Annotated in this window: 14 protein-coding genes; 6 read left to right on the plus strand and 8 right to left on the minus strand. The window is 39.3% G+C overall.

Annotated features, from left to right (window positions below):
• Window positions 1–5 precede the first annotated feature (5 nt).
• Together F896_RS11245 and F896_RS11240 are read left to right on the plus strand one after the other, a co-directional pair.
• Window positions 6–1043 (plus strand): hypothetical protein, encoded by a 1038-nt coding sequence (locus F896_RS11245; protein ID WP_016163446.1) that lies wholly within the window; start codon window positions 6–8, stop codon window positions 1041–1043.
• A 99-nt stretch (window positions 1044–1142) separates the two neighbouring features.
• Complete coding sequence (locus F896_RS11240; RefSeq protein WP_016163447.1) at window positions 1143–1562, plus strand: hypothetical protein; 420 nt, start codon at window positions 1143–1145, stop codon at window positions 1560–1562.
• 87 nt (window positions 1563–1649) lie between these two features.
• Here F896_RS11240 and F896_RS20395 read toward each other — a convergent pair whose 3' ends face one another.
• From F896_RS20395 to F896_RS11230, 3 genes are all read right to left on the minus strand, one after another.
• The gene (locus tag F896_RS20395; protein WP_016163448.1) at window positions 1650–2720 is read right to left on the minus strand and encodes a bifunctional HD family hydrolase/N-acetyltransferase; all 1071 of its coding nucleotides are present in this window, start codon (window positions 2718–2720) and stop codon (window positions 1650–1652) included.
• Between the two features lie 105 nt (window positions 2721–2825).
• Complete coding sequence (locus F896_RS11235; protein WP_016163449.1) at window positions 2826–3083, minus strand: YjhX family toxin; 258 nt, start codon at window positions 3081–3083, stop codon at window positions 2826–2828.
• A gap of 233 nt (window positions 3084–3316) precedes the next feature.
• Window positions 3317–3850 carry a lecithin retinol acyltransferase family protein gene (locus F896_RS11230; RefSeq protein ID WP_016163450.1) on the minus strand — a complete coding sequence of 178 codons (534 nt, stop codon included), beginning with the start codon at window positions 3848–3850 and terminating at the stop codon, window positions 3317–3319.
• 166 nt (window positions 3851–4016) lie between these two features.
• On the opposite strand from F896_RS11230, the gene F896_RS11225 reads away from it, so the two are divergent.
• Window positions 4017–4754 (plus strand): phosphodiester glycosidase family protein, encoded by a 738-nt coding sequence (locus tag F896_RS11225; RefSeq protein ID WP_032882170.1) that lies wholly within the window; start codon window positions 4017–4019, stop codon window positions 4752–4754.
• 51 nt (window positions 4755–4805) lie between these two features.
• On the opposite strand, the gene F896_RS11220 is transcribed toward F896_RS11225, so the two are convergent.
• From F896_RS11220 to putA, 4 genes are all read right to left on the minus strand, one after another.
• On the minus strand, window positions 4806–5033 hold the full coding sequence (locus F896_RS11220; protein WP_004653128.1) for a hypothetical protein: 228 nt from the start codon (window positions 5031–5033) through the stop codon (window positions 4806–4808).
• 249 nt (window positions 5034–5282) lie between these two features.
• Window positions 5283–6368 (minus strand): tRNA (uridine(54)-C5)-methyltransferase TrmA, encoded by a 1086-nt coding sequence (gene trmA, locus F896_RS11215; protein ID WP_016163452.1) that lies wholly within the window; start codon window positions 6366–6368, stop codon window positions 5283–5285.
• A gap of 93 nt (window positions 6369–6461) precedes the next feature.
• Window positions 6462–6932, minus strand: coding sequence for a GrpB family protein (locus F896_RS11210; protein ID WP_016163453.1), 471 nt, complete (start codon window positions 6930–6932; stop codon window positions 6462–6464).
• A gap of 122 nt (window positions 6933–7054) precedes the next feature.
• Entirely contained in the window at window positions 7055–10816 is a 3762-nt protein-coding gene (putA, locus tag F896_RS11205) for a trifunctional transcriptional regulator/proline dehydrogenase/L-glutamate gamma-semialdehyde dehydrogenase (RefSeq protein ID WP_016163454.1), read from the minus strand.
• 120 nt (window positions 10817–10936) lie between these two features.
• Here putA and F896_RS11200 point away from each other — a divergent pair, with 120 nt between their 5' ends.
• The gene (locus F896_RS11200; protein ID WP_004807694.1) at window positions 10937–11428 is read left to right on the plus strand and encodes an Lrp/AsnC ligand binding domain-containing protein; all 492 of its coding nucleotides are present in this window, start codon (window positions 10937–10939) and stop codon (window positions 11426–11428) included.
• Between the two features lie 44 nt (window positions 11429–11472).
• Here F896_RS11200 and putP read toward each other — a convergent pair whose 3' ends face one another.
• Window positions 11473–12969, minus strand: a complete 1497-nt coding sequence (gene putP / locus F896_RS11195) for a sodium/proline symporter PutP (RefSeq protein ID WP_016163455.1) — start codon at window positions 12967–12969, stop codon at window positions 11473–11475.
• A gap of 473 nt (window positions 12970–13442) precedes the next feature.
• Between putP and aspA the strand changes: the two genes are divergently transcribed.
• Both aspA and F896_RS11185 read left to right on the plus strand, forming a co-directional pair.
• Entirely contained in the window at window positions 13443–14891 is a 1449-nt protein-coding gene (gene aspA / locus F896_RS11190; protein ID WP_016163456.1) for an aspartate ammonia-lyase, read from the plus strand.
• Between the two features lie 263 nt (window positions 14892–15154).
• On the plus strand, window positions 15155–16312 hold the full coding sequence (locus F896_RS11185) for a lytic polysaccharide monooxygenase (RefSeq protein WP_016163457.1): 1158 nt from the start codon (window positions 15155–15157) through the stop codon (window positions 16310–16312).
• Window positions 16313–16320: the final 8 nt, after the last annotated feature.

A 16320-nucleotide genomic window follows, 5' to 3' on the forward strand; every position in this document is an offset into this window, starting at 1 on the left:
ATAATATGATAACAGACACAGAGGTTACAACATGGGTAGGCCGTACCCAAGAAAGTAAGAATAAAGACATAATTCATTCTAAAGATTATGGTTTGTTGGGAGACGGTTCAGATGAGACTTTAAAACTACATGCTTTGTTGCAGAATACTAATAGTTTAATTGTATTTGAGAAAAATAAAACCTATTGTTTTAAAGGAAGTCTTACGCTTAAAGGTAATACAATTTTATTTAATTCATCGAAGTTGTTGAATCTAGAAGCACATCAAGATTGGTCAGTTTTAGTTTATGCAAATACATATATTATTGATGGTATAAATTTAACGATTCAAAGTGGCCATGGTTTAAGAATCCTTGAATCAAATGTAAAATGTGAATCTATATTTATAGAATCTTTAAATGAATCATTAAATATAGGGTGTATGCTTAGTTCAAACCTAACGAATTCTTTTGTTTCAAATATAGAGATTGGATCAATTTATACTAAAAACTTTAGTTCACATATCTTAATATATAAAGTCTTAAAATCTAAGATTGATATCGTATGGATGAATAACTATGTTACAGGATTATATTTTCGAGACTGTCAAGATAGTAAATTTGGGTATATTTATGCCCGAGGTCTGATGACAAGTGGCATTGGCAGTGCTGGTCAAAATGGAGTTCTGCTAGAATCGACATTAGATAATAATGCAACTAAAAACTTATCCTTTAATGTTATCGATATTGAGGATTCAGCTGAGCATGGTATTCGTTTTGGTGGAGTTTATGCAATTGATAATGTTCATATGAATTATATTAAAACAAGAAATACAGGAGCAGGTTCAGCAGCAACAGGTGGTGGAGGCCTAAAAATACTTGGCGGTAATCGGACAGGAGCTTTTAACTATCATACTAATATTAGTATCGGTACTTTAATTAATGAAGACTGTTCAACGACAAAAGGGTTAAATAATTTTGCAGCATTAATTATTTCACATGTTAAGCATATTCATATCAATAAACATATTGTTAGTGCTGTACATAGTACATATAGTGCAAAATGAGGAATTCACTTAGCTTCATGTGAGGATGTTACTATTGGATCACAAAGTTACGATAAACTAGAGGGAAATGCAGTTCTATTTTATACGAATGAAGATCCTATGATGTCTGAACTTGATACGATCAAGAATATTAGACTATCTGATTTACAGCATGATGGTACACAGTCGAATCAGACAGCGGCTGTAATATTTTTTTCAGGTCAAGCTGTTAAAGTGAGTGATGTGCATATAGTTGCAAGAAATATAAAGCATAACTTTGTAGCTTATTCAACGAGTGTAACTTCAGGTCGTTATGAAAACATAAATATTGATGTAGAGTTTAAAGCCATTATAGCTACTGAGAATTTATTACCACCTTTACGTTTATCTCAAAACTCTGGTGAGTTTGTCGTTAATGTCACCGGTCCTTTTTTTGGTACGTTTGGACCAACGGCATCAAATGGTAGTAAATGGATTGATACAAAGAATGATACGTATTTTTTAAGAAAAGCTGGGGCTTGGTGTCAATTTTTGCTTTAAGCTGCTACGTTGAAGGCATTATTATTGTGGCTAATTAAATCAGGCAAAACTCACGCTGAATCAGCGTGAGTCCTTAGTTAGACTTCCTTACTCAGTCGCATTAAATGCATCACTATAAACCACTTCACCTGTTGGTACATATTCAGTAAAAGGCAAGATCTGGAAATATTCGGCAGGGACGCCTGCTAATACCAGTCTTGAGTCTGCTTTAAAACCGAATCGACCATAGTATTCTGGCTCACCTAATAAAACACAACCCACAGCATCCAAATCTTTAAGCGCTTCGATACCAGCATACATCAGTTTAGAACCTACTCCTTGACCTTGATATTCTGGGAGTACCGAGATCGGACCAAGTCCATACCAACCTGTTGTTGTACCATCAGAAATCTGTACGGGCGAAAAGGCAATATGACCAATAATCTTATTGTTACAAGCCGCGACTAGGGAAAGCGTAAGCTGATTGGAATTACGTAGTGCATTCACAATAAATTGCTCGGTATGGCTTGAATGTTGTTCTGTCGCAAAAGCGGCTTTGGTTAAATTAAAAATACGCTCAATGTCGGATGGATTTTCATCGCGAATATGTATATTCATCTTAATTCTCTCTTGCGTTTCCTCATCTAAAATTGCTCGAATTTGTTTGAGTAACGGAGAGTCATTTGTATATTTTTCTCCATAACTTAAGTTAAATTCATAATCAAAATCAGGTGAGTTGATTCCTTGATTGTGTTGAAGGATGGTTTCTAACTTATCTAATGCCTTAACGATTTTTGCTTCTGGTGTTGTTGCATCTTCATATTCTTGCCAAAGTGATCGAATCAACATTTGAGGTTGATCATCTAAACATTCGGTTAATTGATAAAGATCCTGTTTTTCCTGCTGATTCTTAGCTGGAAACTGATCTTTCAGAATGGCTGGAATATCCCCATGAATGGCTTCGCCAAGATCATGAATTAAACATATTTTCAGTAACTTCTCAAAATCAATGTCTTTAAATTGATCTGCAAAAATCACCGCCATTAAGCATAAACGCCAGCTGTGTTCTGCGGTACTTTCCTGACGGCCATTTGATGTATGTGAAAAGCGAGTCACGTTTTTTAATTTTTCCGCTTCACGTAAAAATGTTAAGCGATTTTGAATTACGTTTAGTTCCATTTTCTTTCTCAAAAATAAACCATATGTAATTTGGATAGACCTGATTGATCCAACAGTAGGATAGACAATCGTTAACAATCATGGGTTTATCCAAACCTATGATTGTTAACGATTGTCTAACTGAGGGCGTACAGATCTAAGCCCATGTAGATTAATTTGATAGGGCTGCCCATTACAGGATTTGATTAGTTTTTTCTTTCTTAGCTTATTAAAAACTTCGAGGTTGCAATCAGACAGCAAGAAACCTTCTCGGCTATAGCATTCTACAGCGATGGTTTGACCAGCATTATTGCGAAGTTTTACGATTTTTCCGCCTTTAGCCAAGACGTGAAGTGTCCGTTGTTCGGACTTAGATAAGTTCATGTTGTTATCCAGATATAAGTAATCAGAAGCAAAGTTAGGCTTGAAGCCAAAAAATTCGCGAAGATAACCAATTTCAATATGTGATTGAAATGTAGTTACCAGATTACTGCTATCTCCAACATAAAACCCTCAATATGGATGGGATACGATGTGTATCGCTAGAAATACTAAAGCAAGATAAATTAAAAAGCAATAATTGCGTTAAAAATAACATTTTGACGCAGAGTCAAGTCTTATTTTTTCGGTCGTTTTTCTTTGAGTCGCAAGTAGGCCGGTACAGATTTCTTTGCTTGCCGACGTAGCATAACTTTAATGTATAACACGATGGCAAAACATGCGGTGGCAACGGTGAGCATCAGGCTGTTCATATAGCTCATGACTGAGCTAACGTAGCCTATGGTTGCTAGACGACGCTGCATACGTTCAACTTGTGTACTTGATTCAATCCCAGTGATTGCCCATGTGCATAAATGCTCGCAGTTATTAATAATGAGGTGGTAGTGATTTTCATGCATGCGTGAGCGCATACGCCGTACAACAGCTTTGGCTTTGTAGCGTGGGGATTGATAATGTCTCGTATAAATTGGTTTACCACGGGCAAAACGCTGGATAGACGTCATTTCAATCGGATGCTTTTTAAAAATATGAGCAAACCCAGAATAATGAATAACCCGTCCACGACCTGCATAGATACCATGATGGCTATAGCCAAAGTTTTTTACGATGAGGTGAGCGCCAATTGAATAGCGTGGGTGTTTTTGCTGCATGTCGATACTATGATGTTTACACTGGTATTTTAGTGAAAAAATGTGAATCAATCGAGCCTATTTGCAGCACCAAGTTCATGATTATGTGTGGCGTTTGTATCTGCTATTTTTGCGGTATGCCTTGCTATGGGACAATGACGCAAATCTATGCTTAAACTTCGTATTTATGATGAAAAAATGGTTTTTCCTAACATCTGCATTTTTAGCGAGCTCGGCTGTGCATGCGATGCAGCATGAAACCTTGCAATTGAATCAGCAGAAATATGATGTGATTAAAGTCGAGCATCTAAATCAGTTGCAACTATTTTTAAAGCAACCTCAGAGCAATCGTTATTATCAGAAGTTTGCAGCTATCCAAAAAGCGCTACCTGCTTGTGAGAAACTCAATTTTGCAATGAATGCGGGAATGTATCATGCTGATTTTCAACCCGTGGGTTTGTATATCGAAAATGGCAAGGAGCTAGCTAAGCTTAATGTCGCGAAGGGCTTTGGTAATTTCTTTATGCAGCCCAATGGCGTAGTTGCTTGGAATGATCATCATGCTGTGATTAAAACCACTGCTGATTATAAGCATGATCAATTTAAAGCTGAGTTTGCAACGCAGTCAGGACCAATGTTGGTCTATCAAGGTAAAATCAACAGCCAGTTTCTCGCTGACTCGAATTCATTAAAAATTAGAAATGGGGTTGGGGTTAAAGCTAATCAGTTATATTTTGTGATTTCACAGCAACGTGTCAGTTTTTATCAATTTGCCCAGTTTTTTAAGCAGCAGTTGAAAATAGACAATGCATTGTATTTAGATGGTTCAATTTCCAGTGTGTATTCAGCACAAACCAAACGCCATGATAAAACTTTTAATTTAGGGCCAATTGTCGCAGAAGTGAATAGAGAGAAGTGCATATAATGCTGATGACCCTAATCTCTTAATAAAAAGAGATCAGGGGTGAGCTTATTTTTATTGGATTGGTGGCTTGATCATCGCAAGTAATTCTTTGCGGCTGTAACCTCGAGAAATCAGTACTTTCTTAATGCCTTTAATGACATCTTCATCTGTTGCTTTAACTAAAGCATCCAACAGTTGTTCATTGGTTTTGCATGAACAATCATTTTCAACGCAAGAAGTTTGGTTCTTGTGTTCGTTATATTGTTCATCTGCATTGAACAGTTTTTGCCAAAAACTCATAGAGCCTTCATATACAACCTAACATAGCTCGAAATATAGCCGCTTTAAAATAAAATACAAGTCAGCTTAAGTGATAAAAGCAGCAGTTAAACTTCAATTTTTTCGATTAGCCTTTTAAAATTTAACGAAATTATGACATTTGAATGACTTGACCTTTGAAAAATATCATTTTTTTATAAATATACTTTGAGCAAAAATAAAGGGTTACTCGAACCCTTTATAAATTACTGTTACGTTGAAATAATTTGTTTAAATCTTTTCAAGCAAAACACCTGATTCCACATGATGGGTAAAAGGGAATTGATCGAACATTGCAAACTTCACAATTCGATGGGTTTGGCTAAGTGTTTTTAAGTTGTCATGTAGGGTATCTGGGTTACATGAAATATAGAGAATACGTTCAAAACCTTGTAATAGTTTGAGCGTTTCATCATCGATGCCTGCACGCGGTGGATCAACAAAAACCGTGTCAAAATCGTAGCTTTGCATGTCGATTTCAGCTTCTTGTAAACGCCTAAATTCACGTTCACCTTGATATGCCTGAGTAAACTCTTCGGCAGATAAACGTGCCACCTGAATATTCTCAATCTGGTTTTGCTCAATGTTCCATTGCGCTGCGTAGACTGAAGATTTAGCAAGTTCAGTTGCGAGAACACGCTTAAATTTCAAAGAGAGTGGCAAAGTAAAGTTACCGTTACCACAATACAATTCTAAAAGGTCTTTTTCGGACTTTTGTGCAGCATCACAAGCCCACTCCAACATATGTTGACACACTTGCGCATTAGGCTGGGTAAAGCTGCTTTCAATTTGTTTGTATTTAAACGTGCGACCTTGAACATTAAGTTGTTCAACCACGTAGTCATCGCCAATAATCACTTTCTGGCCACGGCTACGTCCCATGATTTTAATATTCAGTTTTTCAGCTAGTGCTTTAGCCGCTGTTTCCCATTCAGCATCTAATTTACGGTGGTAAATCAGGGTGACCAACATCTCTCCACTTAAGGTTGAGAGAAAGTCTGCTTCAAAAACACGTTGCGATAAAATAGGAACTGCTTTTAATTCATCTAATAGACGTGGCATCAAGTCATTGATGCTTTGATCCGCAATCGGAAACGCATCCACGCGGATAACTTCTTTTTGTTTTCCATCTCCAGCACGTTCAAACATGGCATAGAACAAATCATCTTCGGTATGCCAGATACGAAATTCTGCACGCATACGGAAATGTTGTTCAGGCGATTGAAACACTTCTAAAGCAGGTGGATTGAACGATGCAAACTGTGTGGTAATACGTTCAACTTTCTCTTGAAGTTGCTGTTGGTAAGATACGGTCATAAAAAAGAAAACTACAGGTGAAATCTAAACGGGAATGGTATCAAAAAAGCGCGCTAAGGTGCAGGAAATTATGATATTCACTTATTTATATGCTTAGCCTAAGGCGAGTACAGATTGGATAAAGTCTGCTTTAATTTGCCGATATTGGTCTTGAGATAAGCCAACACATCTTTGTTTGAGCTGATTATATTGCTGGGTCAGGCTGGGTGAGTTTCTTAATCGATCCCGAAAGGTGATGAAATTGCAAAATTCTGAACCTGTCACCACGATTTGCAATGCCACATTATGTTGTTTTGATTCCAGCATACAAAGTTCATGAGTACGTAGTGTATCAAGTTTTTCTTTAAAATTAAGCTGTTGTAATTTTTCAATTGAATCTAAAGATTGATGGGCGGGTACTTCAATATAAATATCTAGGTCACCTTTTGAAATTGCATTGGGAATGGCGGATGAACCAATATGCTCAATAATGGCATAAGGAACAAGCTGCTGGATCTTATTTTTATAATCCTCAAAAAGCTGAGCGCAGTTGGGTTGATATTCAGGAGCCGAGAAAAAATGCATCTAAATGGTCTCATTTTTATAATAGGAATAAGGTGATCTAAAAAATAATAAAAAACCCGAACCATGTAAACATGATTCGGGCTAGGATGAGGAACGTTTGAAGTTCCGCAAGAGACGGAAAATTAGTCTTCAGATAAAGTCATTAAACTCGCATTACCACCTGCAGCAGCAGTGTTTACGCTAATTGCTCGTTCAATGACTAGGCGTTCTAAAGGAATTTGTTCATTTGCTTGTAACTGGGTAATCCCGACAATCGCACCTGAACGATTCGCAACTTTAGTTTGCAAGTCTTGCAACTGTTCAACAGAACCGTGATGAAGCACTGCATCAAACGCATCTTTTTCAACACTTGAAATCACAGTGATTGCATCTAAAACATCTTTTGGTAAAGACGCTTTGTGTTTTACTAAGAACACATTATCTTTCAACACAGCCGCAGTACTGCTGACGGAGAAAATTGCAAGTAATTGTTGAAGCTGGCTTGCTTCATCATTCGCAATCGAAAGCACACGATGACGAGGCAAGATAATGTATTGGTTGCTTTCACCAGTAGGGCCTTGCAACTCGTAGAACTTACCTACACCAAATGCTGGAATCGTTGGAATTGCTTGAGGCATATTTTGGTTTGCCCAAGCCAATAAGCTTTGATAAGCAACATTTGATACTGCATCAAAGTTAGAGATTTCAGCTTTCACCGCAAATGGGGTTGCCAATACTTTCTCTGAACAATGCTCCATCAAACGGTACATATAAAGCGGACCACCCGCTTTAGGACCAGTACCCGATAAGCCTTCACCACCAAATGGTTGCACGCCTACAACTGCACCCACGATGTTGCGGTTGATATATAAGTTACCCACCTCAGCACGTTGGATCACTGTATTAATGGTTTCATCAATACGTGTGTGTAGACCCATGGTTAAGCCATAGCCTTTAGCATTGATACGATCGATCAATTGCTCAAGCTCACCATATTTATAAGTGATGATGTGCAATACAGGACCAAAGACTTCACGTTCTAGGTCGTCAAGGTTTGGTAATTCAATCGCTGTTGGCGGAACAAATGTACCTTGTGCAAGCGCTTGTTGGCTTACCGCATCGTTAAACATCAATTGATGAACAGGGTAGCCCTTAGATTTCATCTTTTGAATATGCGTATCGATGGTTTGTTTTGCTTCAGTATCAATTACAGGACCAATGTCAGTTTTTAAGATTGCAGGGTTGCCTACGATCAACTGTTGCATTGCGCCTTTCAACATTTTGATGACTGTTGCAGCGCTGTCTTCTTGCACACATAAGATACGAAGTGCAGAACAACGTTGACCCGCACTGTCAAATGCAGAGCTGACGACATCGAGAACCACTTGTTCAGTTAGCGCAGAAGAATCTACGATCATCGCGTTTTGACCACCCGTTTCCGCGATTAACGGAATTGGTTGACCGTTTGGAGACAAGCGTTTTGCGACAGTCTTTTGCAAAATTTTTGCAACTTCAGTCGAACCAGTAAACATGATGCCTTGAACGCGATCATCTTGGCTCAATTGCGCACCAACGGTTTCACCACGACCAGGAAGAAGTTGAACAACGCCATGTGGCACGCCAGCTTCCCAAAGCATTTGAACCGCTTGTGCTGCAATCAATGGTGTTTGTTCAGCAGGTTTGGCAATCACACAGTTTCCACTGACCAATGCTGCTGCAATCTGACCAGAGAAAATCGCAAGAGGGAAGTTCCATGGGCTAATACACAATACGGTACCCAGTGGCTTTACTTGTGCATTTGCAGGCAAGTTTTCGATTTGTGTCGCGTAGTAACGCAAGAAATCGACGGCTTCACGAACTTCTGCAATCGCATTGGCATAGGTTTTACCACTTTCACGGCAAAGTAATACCATCAACTCTTGAATGCGAGCTTCCATCAAATCTGCAGCGCGTTTTAAGCAAGCTGCACGTTCTGCTTTATCTGTCGCAGCCCAGCTTTGTTGTGCTTGTACTGCTGCTTCAAGTGCAAGTTGTACATCCGCACTAGTTGCTTCATTGACATAGCCTACAACTTCACTGTTCTGTGCAGGGTTTGTAATTGCAAGTGCATTACTTTCATCATGAACTGTCGATTCAAAACCAAGCAATGGTGTACTTTTCCACACGTGGTTACGAAGTTTTTGTGCAGTTGCATCTAAGTCTGTTAATGGTTGATCGTTATTTAGATCAAAGCCATTTGAGTTGGGGTGTAATGGATAAAGGTCATGCGGAAGTGGAATCGCAGGGTGTTTTAAGCCAAGCTGACCTTCGTCTTTCGCAGAAGTTTGAATATCTTTGATTGGAGACTGAATCAAGTCTTCAACTTTTAATGTTTTATCAGCAATACGGTTTACGAATGAGGTGTTTGCACCATTTTCAAGTAAACGACGGACTAAATAAGCCAATAAAGTTTCATGGTTACCCACAGGTGCGTAAACACGACATGGTACGCCTAACTTGCCATCTTCTTTAGATCCAACCACTTGTTCGTACAATGGTTCGCCCATACCGTGCAAGCATTGGAATTCATATTGACCTGGGTAATATTTGCTTGGATCAGCCAAAGTATAGATTGTTGCAAGTGATTGCGCATTGTGTGTTGCAAATTGCGGATAGACTTGATCTGGTGCAGCAAGAAGTTTCTTCGCACAAGCAATGTATGACAAGTCAGTGTGAACTTTACGAGTAAACACAGGGTAGTCAGTCATACCATCAATTTGCGCTTTCTTGATTTCGCTATCCCAATACGCACCTTTCACCAAACGGATCATGAGACGTTTGTTACTGCGTTTTGCAAGATCAACGATATAATCAACAACGTAGAAACAACGTTTTTGATAAGCCTGAATAACGAAGCCAATACCTTTCCAGTCCGCAAGCTTTGGCTCGAAACATAAACGCTCAAGCAACTCGAGGGAAATTTCTAAACGTTCAGATTCTTCAGCATCGATGTTTAAACCGATGTCATATTGTTTTGCCAAGCACGCGAGTTCGAAGACTTTGTTGTAAAGTTCGTGATGAACACGATCAATTTGTGCACGTTGATAGCGTGGGTGTAAAGCAGATAGCTTGATTGAAATACCAGGGCCATCATAAACACCACGACCATTTGATGCTTTACCAATGGCATGGATCGCTTGCGTGTAGTCGTTATAATAACGCTCAGCATCATGGTCAGTCAGCGCAGCTTCACCCAACATATCGTATGAGTAGCGGAAACCTTTGTGTTCAAATGGTTTTGCATGATCAAGTGCTTCTTCGATGGTTTCACCCGTAACGAATTGCTCACCCATCATACGCATTGCAACATCGACCGCTTTACGGATGATGCCGCGACCGCTACGCGCCAAAAGACCAGTCAAGACACTCGATAAGCTGGTTTGCTTCGGTGTTTCCATTAACTTGCCAGTTAACATTAAGCCCCATGCAGCAGCATTTACGAACATCAGGTTGCTTTGACCGACGTGATCTTTCCAGTTACCTTGGTTGATTTTGTCGCGAATCAATAAATCACGAGTTGCTGTATCTGGAATACGAAGCAAAGCTTCTGCCAAACACATCAACGCTACACCTTCCTGTGAAGAAAGTGAGAATTCTTGTAGAAGACCTTGAACAATACCTGCTTTACCAGCCGAGCTTTTACGTTCACGTAAATTATGCGCTAGGCTAAATGCAAGTTCATAAATTTTGTGGTCAAGATCAGGGGAAATGTTTGCGGCTTCAGCAAGTACAGCGACTGCTTCAGGCTCAGCACGTCGCCATGCTGTATTAATGCGTTGCTCAAACTCACTTTTTTCTTTAAATTCGGTAATATAACCGTCGATGTGAGCTGTTTCCATTTGTGCGGGAGTATCCAATGTATTCATACTAAATTCCAATAACAATCTCTAGAACATATTGAGTAGAGAGGTTTAGATAATTTATGATTACAGAATGAATCCCGAGTAACTCACTATAATTTACTTATTTTTTAGAGGAAAATTCAGTTGAATGGCCCTATTTATACATTAGATCGAACTGATCTGAAAATTCTGGATATTCTTCAAGCAGATGGGAGAATTTCTAATAGTAAATTAGCAGAATTAGTGAACCTATCACCGACTGCGGTGATGGCCCGCGTCCAGAAGCTGACCAAGGATGAGTTTATCTTGGGATATGAGGCAAAACTCAATCCAAATAAGCTCAATGCCAGTTTTTTGGTCTTTGTGGAAGTGTTGCTCGATAAGACTACACCACATGTACTGGATGATTTTATCGATGCAGTGACGCAATATCCTGAGATCGTGGAATGCCATATGGTCAGTGGTGGCTTTGATTTCTTGATTAAACTGCGGAGTGCGGGGATGGAGGAGTTTCGCAGGATTGCGGGGCAGATTTTATGGCAGCTCCCTGGTGTGAAGGAAACACGAAGCTACCCAGTCATGCAGGTGGTAAAAGATAGCTCTAAAATAAAAATTAAATCAAAAACAAAATTTTAAGCAAAAGAAAAGGGGCTCGAAAGCCCCTTGAATTTTTATCAGAATTATTTCATTTCACGTGCATAGATTTCATCAGCTTGTTCGAAGCGACTTGTCACCGCTGCATTTGGTGCTTTACCAAGTAAGCTCACCACCACAATACTGATCAAGGCAAAAATGAAGCCAGGAATAATTTCATAGATGCCAGTGTAACCGAAGAAGTTTTTCCATAGGATTACAGTCAAAGCACCAACAACCATACCCACCAATGCACCGTTTAACGTCATACGTTTCCAGAACAATGAAAGAATAATCAATGGGCCAAATGCCGCACCAAAACCAGCCCAAGCATAAGCAACTAAGCCAAGAACTTTACTCTCTGGATTTTGAGCAAGAGAGAGGGCAAGCATTGCAACAGCAAGTACCATTCCACGTCCAATCCAAACAAGTTCTTTTTGAGATGCATTTTTGCGGATAAAGCCTTTGTACAAATCTTCTGTCAAAGCACTAGAACAAACCAGAAGCTGGCAGCTTAGTGTACTCATAACTGCAGATAGAATTGCAGCAAGGATCACACCAACAACCCAAGGGTTGAATAGGATTTTGGTGAGTTCCATAAATACAGTTTCAGGGTTAGCCGTTACTGCAGCAGCAAACTCAGGATGCATTTGGAAATAAGCAATACCGATAAAGCCTGAACCGACTGCACCTGCCAAACATAAAACCATCCATGTCATACCGATACGGCGAGCTGCTGGAATTGATTTTACAGAGTCAGCTGCCATGAAGCGGACAAGGATATGAGGTTGACCGAAATAGCCTAAACCCCAAGCTGCTGCTGAAAGAATCGCAACAACACTTAAGTTTGTCGCAAAATCAAAAGCGTGTGGGCGAACAGATTCAACCACTGCGGTAAACTCTTCCATACCAATGCCTAGAGACATGTACGTTACGATAGGAAGCAGTAATAACGCGAAAATCATCAAGCCTGCTTGGAAGGTGTCGGTCCAGCTAATTGCAAGGAAACCACCAATACAAACATAACCAATCGTTGCAAATGCACCTAGCCATAATGCAGTTTGATAAGGCAAATGAAATAGCGTTTCAAACAAACGTGCACCAGCGACCATGCCAGAAGCACAATAGATTGCAAAGAATACAAGAATAATCAATGCAGATGTGACGCGTAAGATTTTCTTCTGATCGTCAAAACGGCCAGTAAAATAATCCGGTAAGGTGAGGGCATTGTTTTGTACTTCAGTATGTACACGTAAACGTCCTGCGACCAAATACCAGTTTAGCCATGCACCAATAATTAAACCGATGGCAATCCACGATTCAGATAAGCCAGTTAAGTAAATAGCGCCAGGTAAACCCATGAGTAACCAACCACTCATGTCTGATGCGCCCGCAGATAAAGCGGTTACAAAACTGCCTAGACTTCGGCCTCCAAGAATATAATCGTCAAGGTTTTTGGTAGAAAAATAGGCGTATAAACCGATGCCAAGCATGGCCAGGATATATACCACGAATACAACAACTGTGGGATTAGAAAAATTCATAATGGATGCCTGTCCTTACATATCCATAATTTGCAATCACACCTGAATAGCCAAAAAAATGATTTACTATTCTTGGGATTGATAAGGTCACAGATTCAAGCACAAATGATTTTTAAAACACTGTTATGTTTGTGTATTATTATTGTTTATTTTGTGTAATTTAAAATAAGTATATGAATATTAATTTTTTAATCTAAAAAATAGGTTTTTTTTCCATCAAAAGACAAGGTTCTTGTGCTCAAAAAAACCTCAAAATGTATTTAAAAGTTACAATTTATAAAATGTACATCTGTAGATTAAGATTTTTGAGCTAAAAACTAAGCAGAATTTATGACACATAATGTTACACTGGCAACAATTCAGCGAAATTTGATTATAAAAAAATATAATGTTAAGCGCTTTTGCTAATGAAAAATTGCGTTGAATCTCTCATATTAGTTTATTGCACTATAAGGGTGCATTGTCTGAGAGAAATGGAAGTGGAAACGGTTCAAACGGCAACGATAAGAATAGAGCATGATTTGCTCGGTGCGAAAGAAGTTCCAGCAGATTGTTATTATGGAATTCATACTTTACGCGCCATTGAAAATTTTAGGATTTCTTCACAAAAGGTTGGACAAAATAGCTATTTTATTCGTGCTTTAGCACAGGTAAAAAAAGCCTCGGCACAAGCGAACTTAAGTTTTGGTAAACTCACTGAAACACAAAGCTTGGTGATTCAACACGCATGTGATGCTTTAATCAATGAAGCAGAAAAATGGCAAGACTCATTTCCAATTGATGTTTATCAAGGTGGAGCAGGCACTTCAATTAATATGAATACTAATGAAGTGATTGCCAACATTGCACTTGAGTCATTAGGCCATCAAAAAGGGAAATATGAGGTGATCCATCCGAATGACCATGTCAATAAATCTCAGTCTACCAATGATGTCTATCCAACAGCGATCCGTCTATCAACTTACTGTTCTTTGGATGCTTTATTCACGCAGATGGACAAGTTAATCACGTCATTTGAAAATAAAGCAATTGAATTCCGCTATGTATTAAAGATGGGGCGTACTCAGCTGCAAGATGCAGTTCCTATGACATTGGGTCAAGAGTTCCGTGCTTTTGCGACCTTATTAAAAGAAGATATACGTTTGATCAAGCGTACCCGAGAAATGTTACTTGAAGTGAATCTGGGCGCGACTGCGATTGGAACAGGTGTGAATACACCAAAAGGTTATGCCATTAAAGCGGTTTCCTGTTTAAAAGACATCACGGGTTTAAATTTGGTTGGTGCAGAAGATTATGTTGAAGCGACGAGTGATTGCGGTGTATTCATCATCTTATCCAGTACATTGAAACGCCTTGCATGTAAACTCTCCAAAATTAGCAATGACTTGCGTTTGCTTAGTTCAGGGCCGCGGACAGGTTTAGGCGAAATTCAATTGCCTGAGTTGCAAGCAGGTTCTTCGATCATGCCTGCAAAAGTAAACCCTGTGATTCCTGAAGTGGTTAATCAGATTGCATTTAAAGTGATTGGTAACGATTTAACCATTACCTTTGCGGCAGAAGCGGGGCAATTACAACTCAATGTGATGGAACCTGTTATTGCAATTTCATTGAATGAATCAATTGAATTGCTTACACATGCAATTCAAAGCCTAGATGAAAAATGTGTACGTGGCATCAAAGCAAATGAACAAGCTTGCCATGAAGCAGTGATGCGTAGTGTCGGGATTATTACGCTGCTTGATCCACTATTGGGCCATGCATTGTGCGATGAAATCGGTAAACAATGTATTGCTGAAAATAAAACCATTCAAGAGGTCGTTTTAGAGCGTGGTCTGCTGACTCAGGCTCAACTGGATGAGATTTTCTCTTTTGAAAACTTGGTTTCAGAGGTAGATGGTATTCAAGTGGATTATGTCGCTTAAGTCCTAAGGATTAAGTTGTGAAAAAAGCCCAGTTCAAATCGAATTGGGCTTTTTTTGATTGCACTGAGAAATAATGGATTTGTGCAATAATTTGATCGGGTCATCATAAGCTTTTATTCCTGTGATCAAGTCAACTCACATATTACAGATCATTACAGAGTAGGTGGTTGTCTTGTCTAGGCGGCTCACCTATGGTCTAAGAGGTGTCTTAAGAACACTAATGCTTAACAACAATAAATAACTGAAATGACAAAGGTAGAATAATGATGATGCATCACTTTATTAGACGCAGTTTAATCTCGATTGGAATATTGGTACTGCCTATTGTACCTTCATTGGTTTTTGCACATGGCTATGTACTTAAACCAGAATCTCGAGCCTATGCTTGTAAGTTAAATAAGAATACTCAATGTGGCAGCATTGTTTGGGAGCCGCAAAGTTTAGAAGCTCCGAAAGGTTTTCCGCAGTCTGGACCACCTGATGGTCAAATTGCCAATGCAAATTTGAGTCAATTTTCAGAATTGAATGCACAATCACCGACACGATGGGTTAAAACAAATTTGCCCACAGGTGCAAATGACTTTACTTGGCAATTTACGGCACAGCATGTAACTCAAGGCTGGCGTTATTTCATCACTAAACAGGGGTGGAATCCTTCAGCTCCCTTGGCACGTAGTTCGTTCGATCTAAATCCTTTTTGTACTGTTGATGGTAAATATCAGAAACCTGCCAGTGTGGAAACACATCGCTGTCATGTGCCCGCTGATCGAAGTGGTTATCATGTCATTCTAGCGGTTTGGGATATCGGTGATACCAGTAATGCCTTTTATAATGTCATTGATGTAAATGTCGGTTCAGGTAACCCAACAACACCAGTCGATCCACAACCACCAAAACCAGTTCAAAGCTGGAATGATATTGGTGATATTAATCCGCTTGATGACCTATCTGTAAATGATCGGGTATCGACACGTGTTTTTGATACGAATGGTGAAAATCCAAGTTTAAAAACAGAGTTGCTGATCACCAGTACTGCCACAGGTAATCGAAATGTTTGGCCTCGCTTATTAGCAGAGGCGATTAATCGAGAACACAGTGCCTTACGCGCAGGCATAAAAAATACCAATGCTGATATTGTGCCTGTAAATGGGAAAAATGATGTATTTAGTAGTTTAAATAGTGGTATTCAACGTGTTGAAATCAAAATTGAGCGTGCCCCGATCAGTGGTGGTGGTTCTTATGATTTTGTTTATCCTAAGAGTATTGCTACATATAAAGCAGGCACAAAAGTATTGGGCAGTGATGGACGTATATATCAGTGTAAGCCTTTTCCTTATAGTGGTTGGTGTACCATTCAAGCGCATCAATACGTACCGAGCACAGGCTCGAACTGGCAGGATGCTTGGCTTTTAGTGAAATAATCAATGTT

The sequence above is a fragment of the Acinetobacter genomosp. 15BJ genome (genome assembly GCF_000400715.1).
In the GTDB taxonomy this organism is placed as follows: Bacteria; Pseudomonadota; Gammaproteobacteria; order Pseudomonadales; family Moraxellaceae; genus Acinetobacter.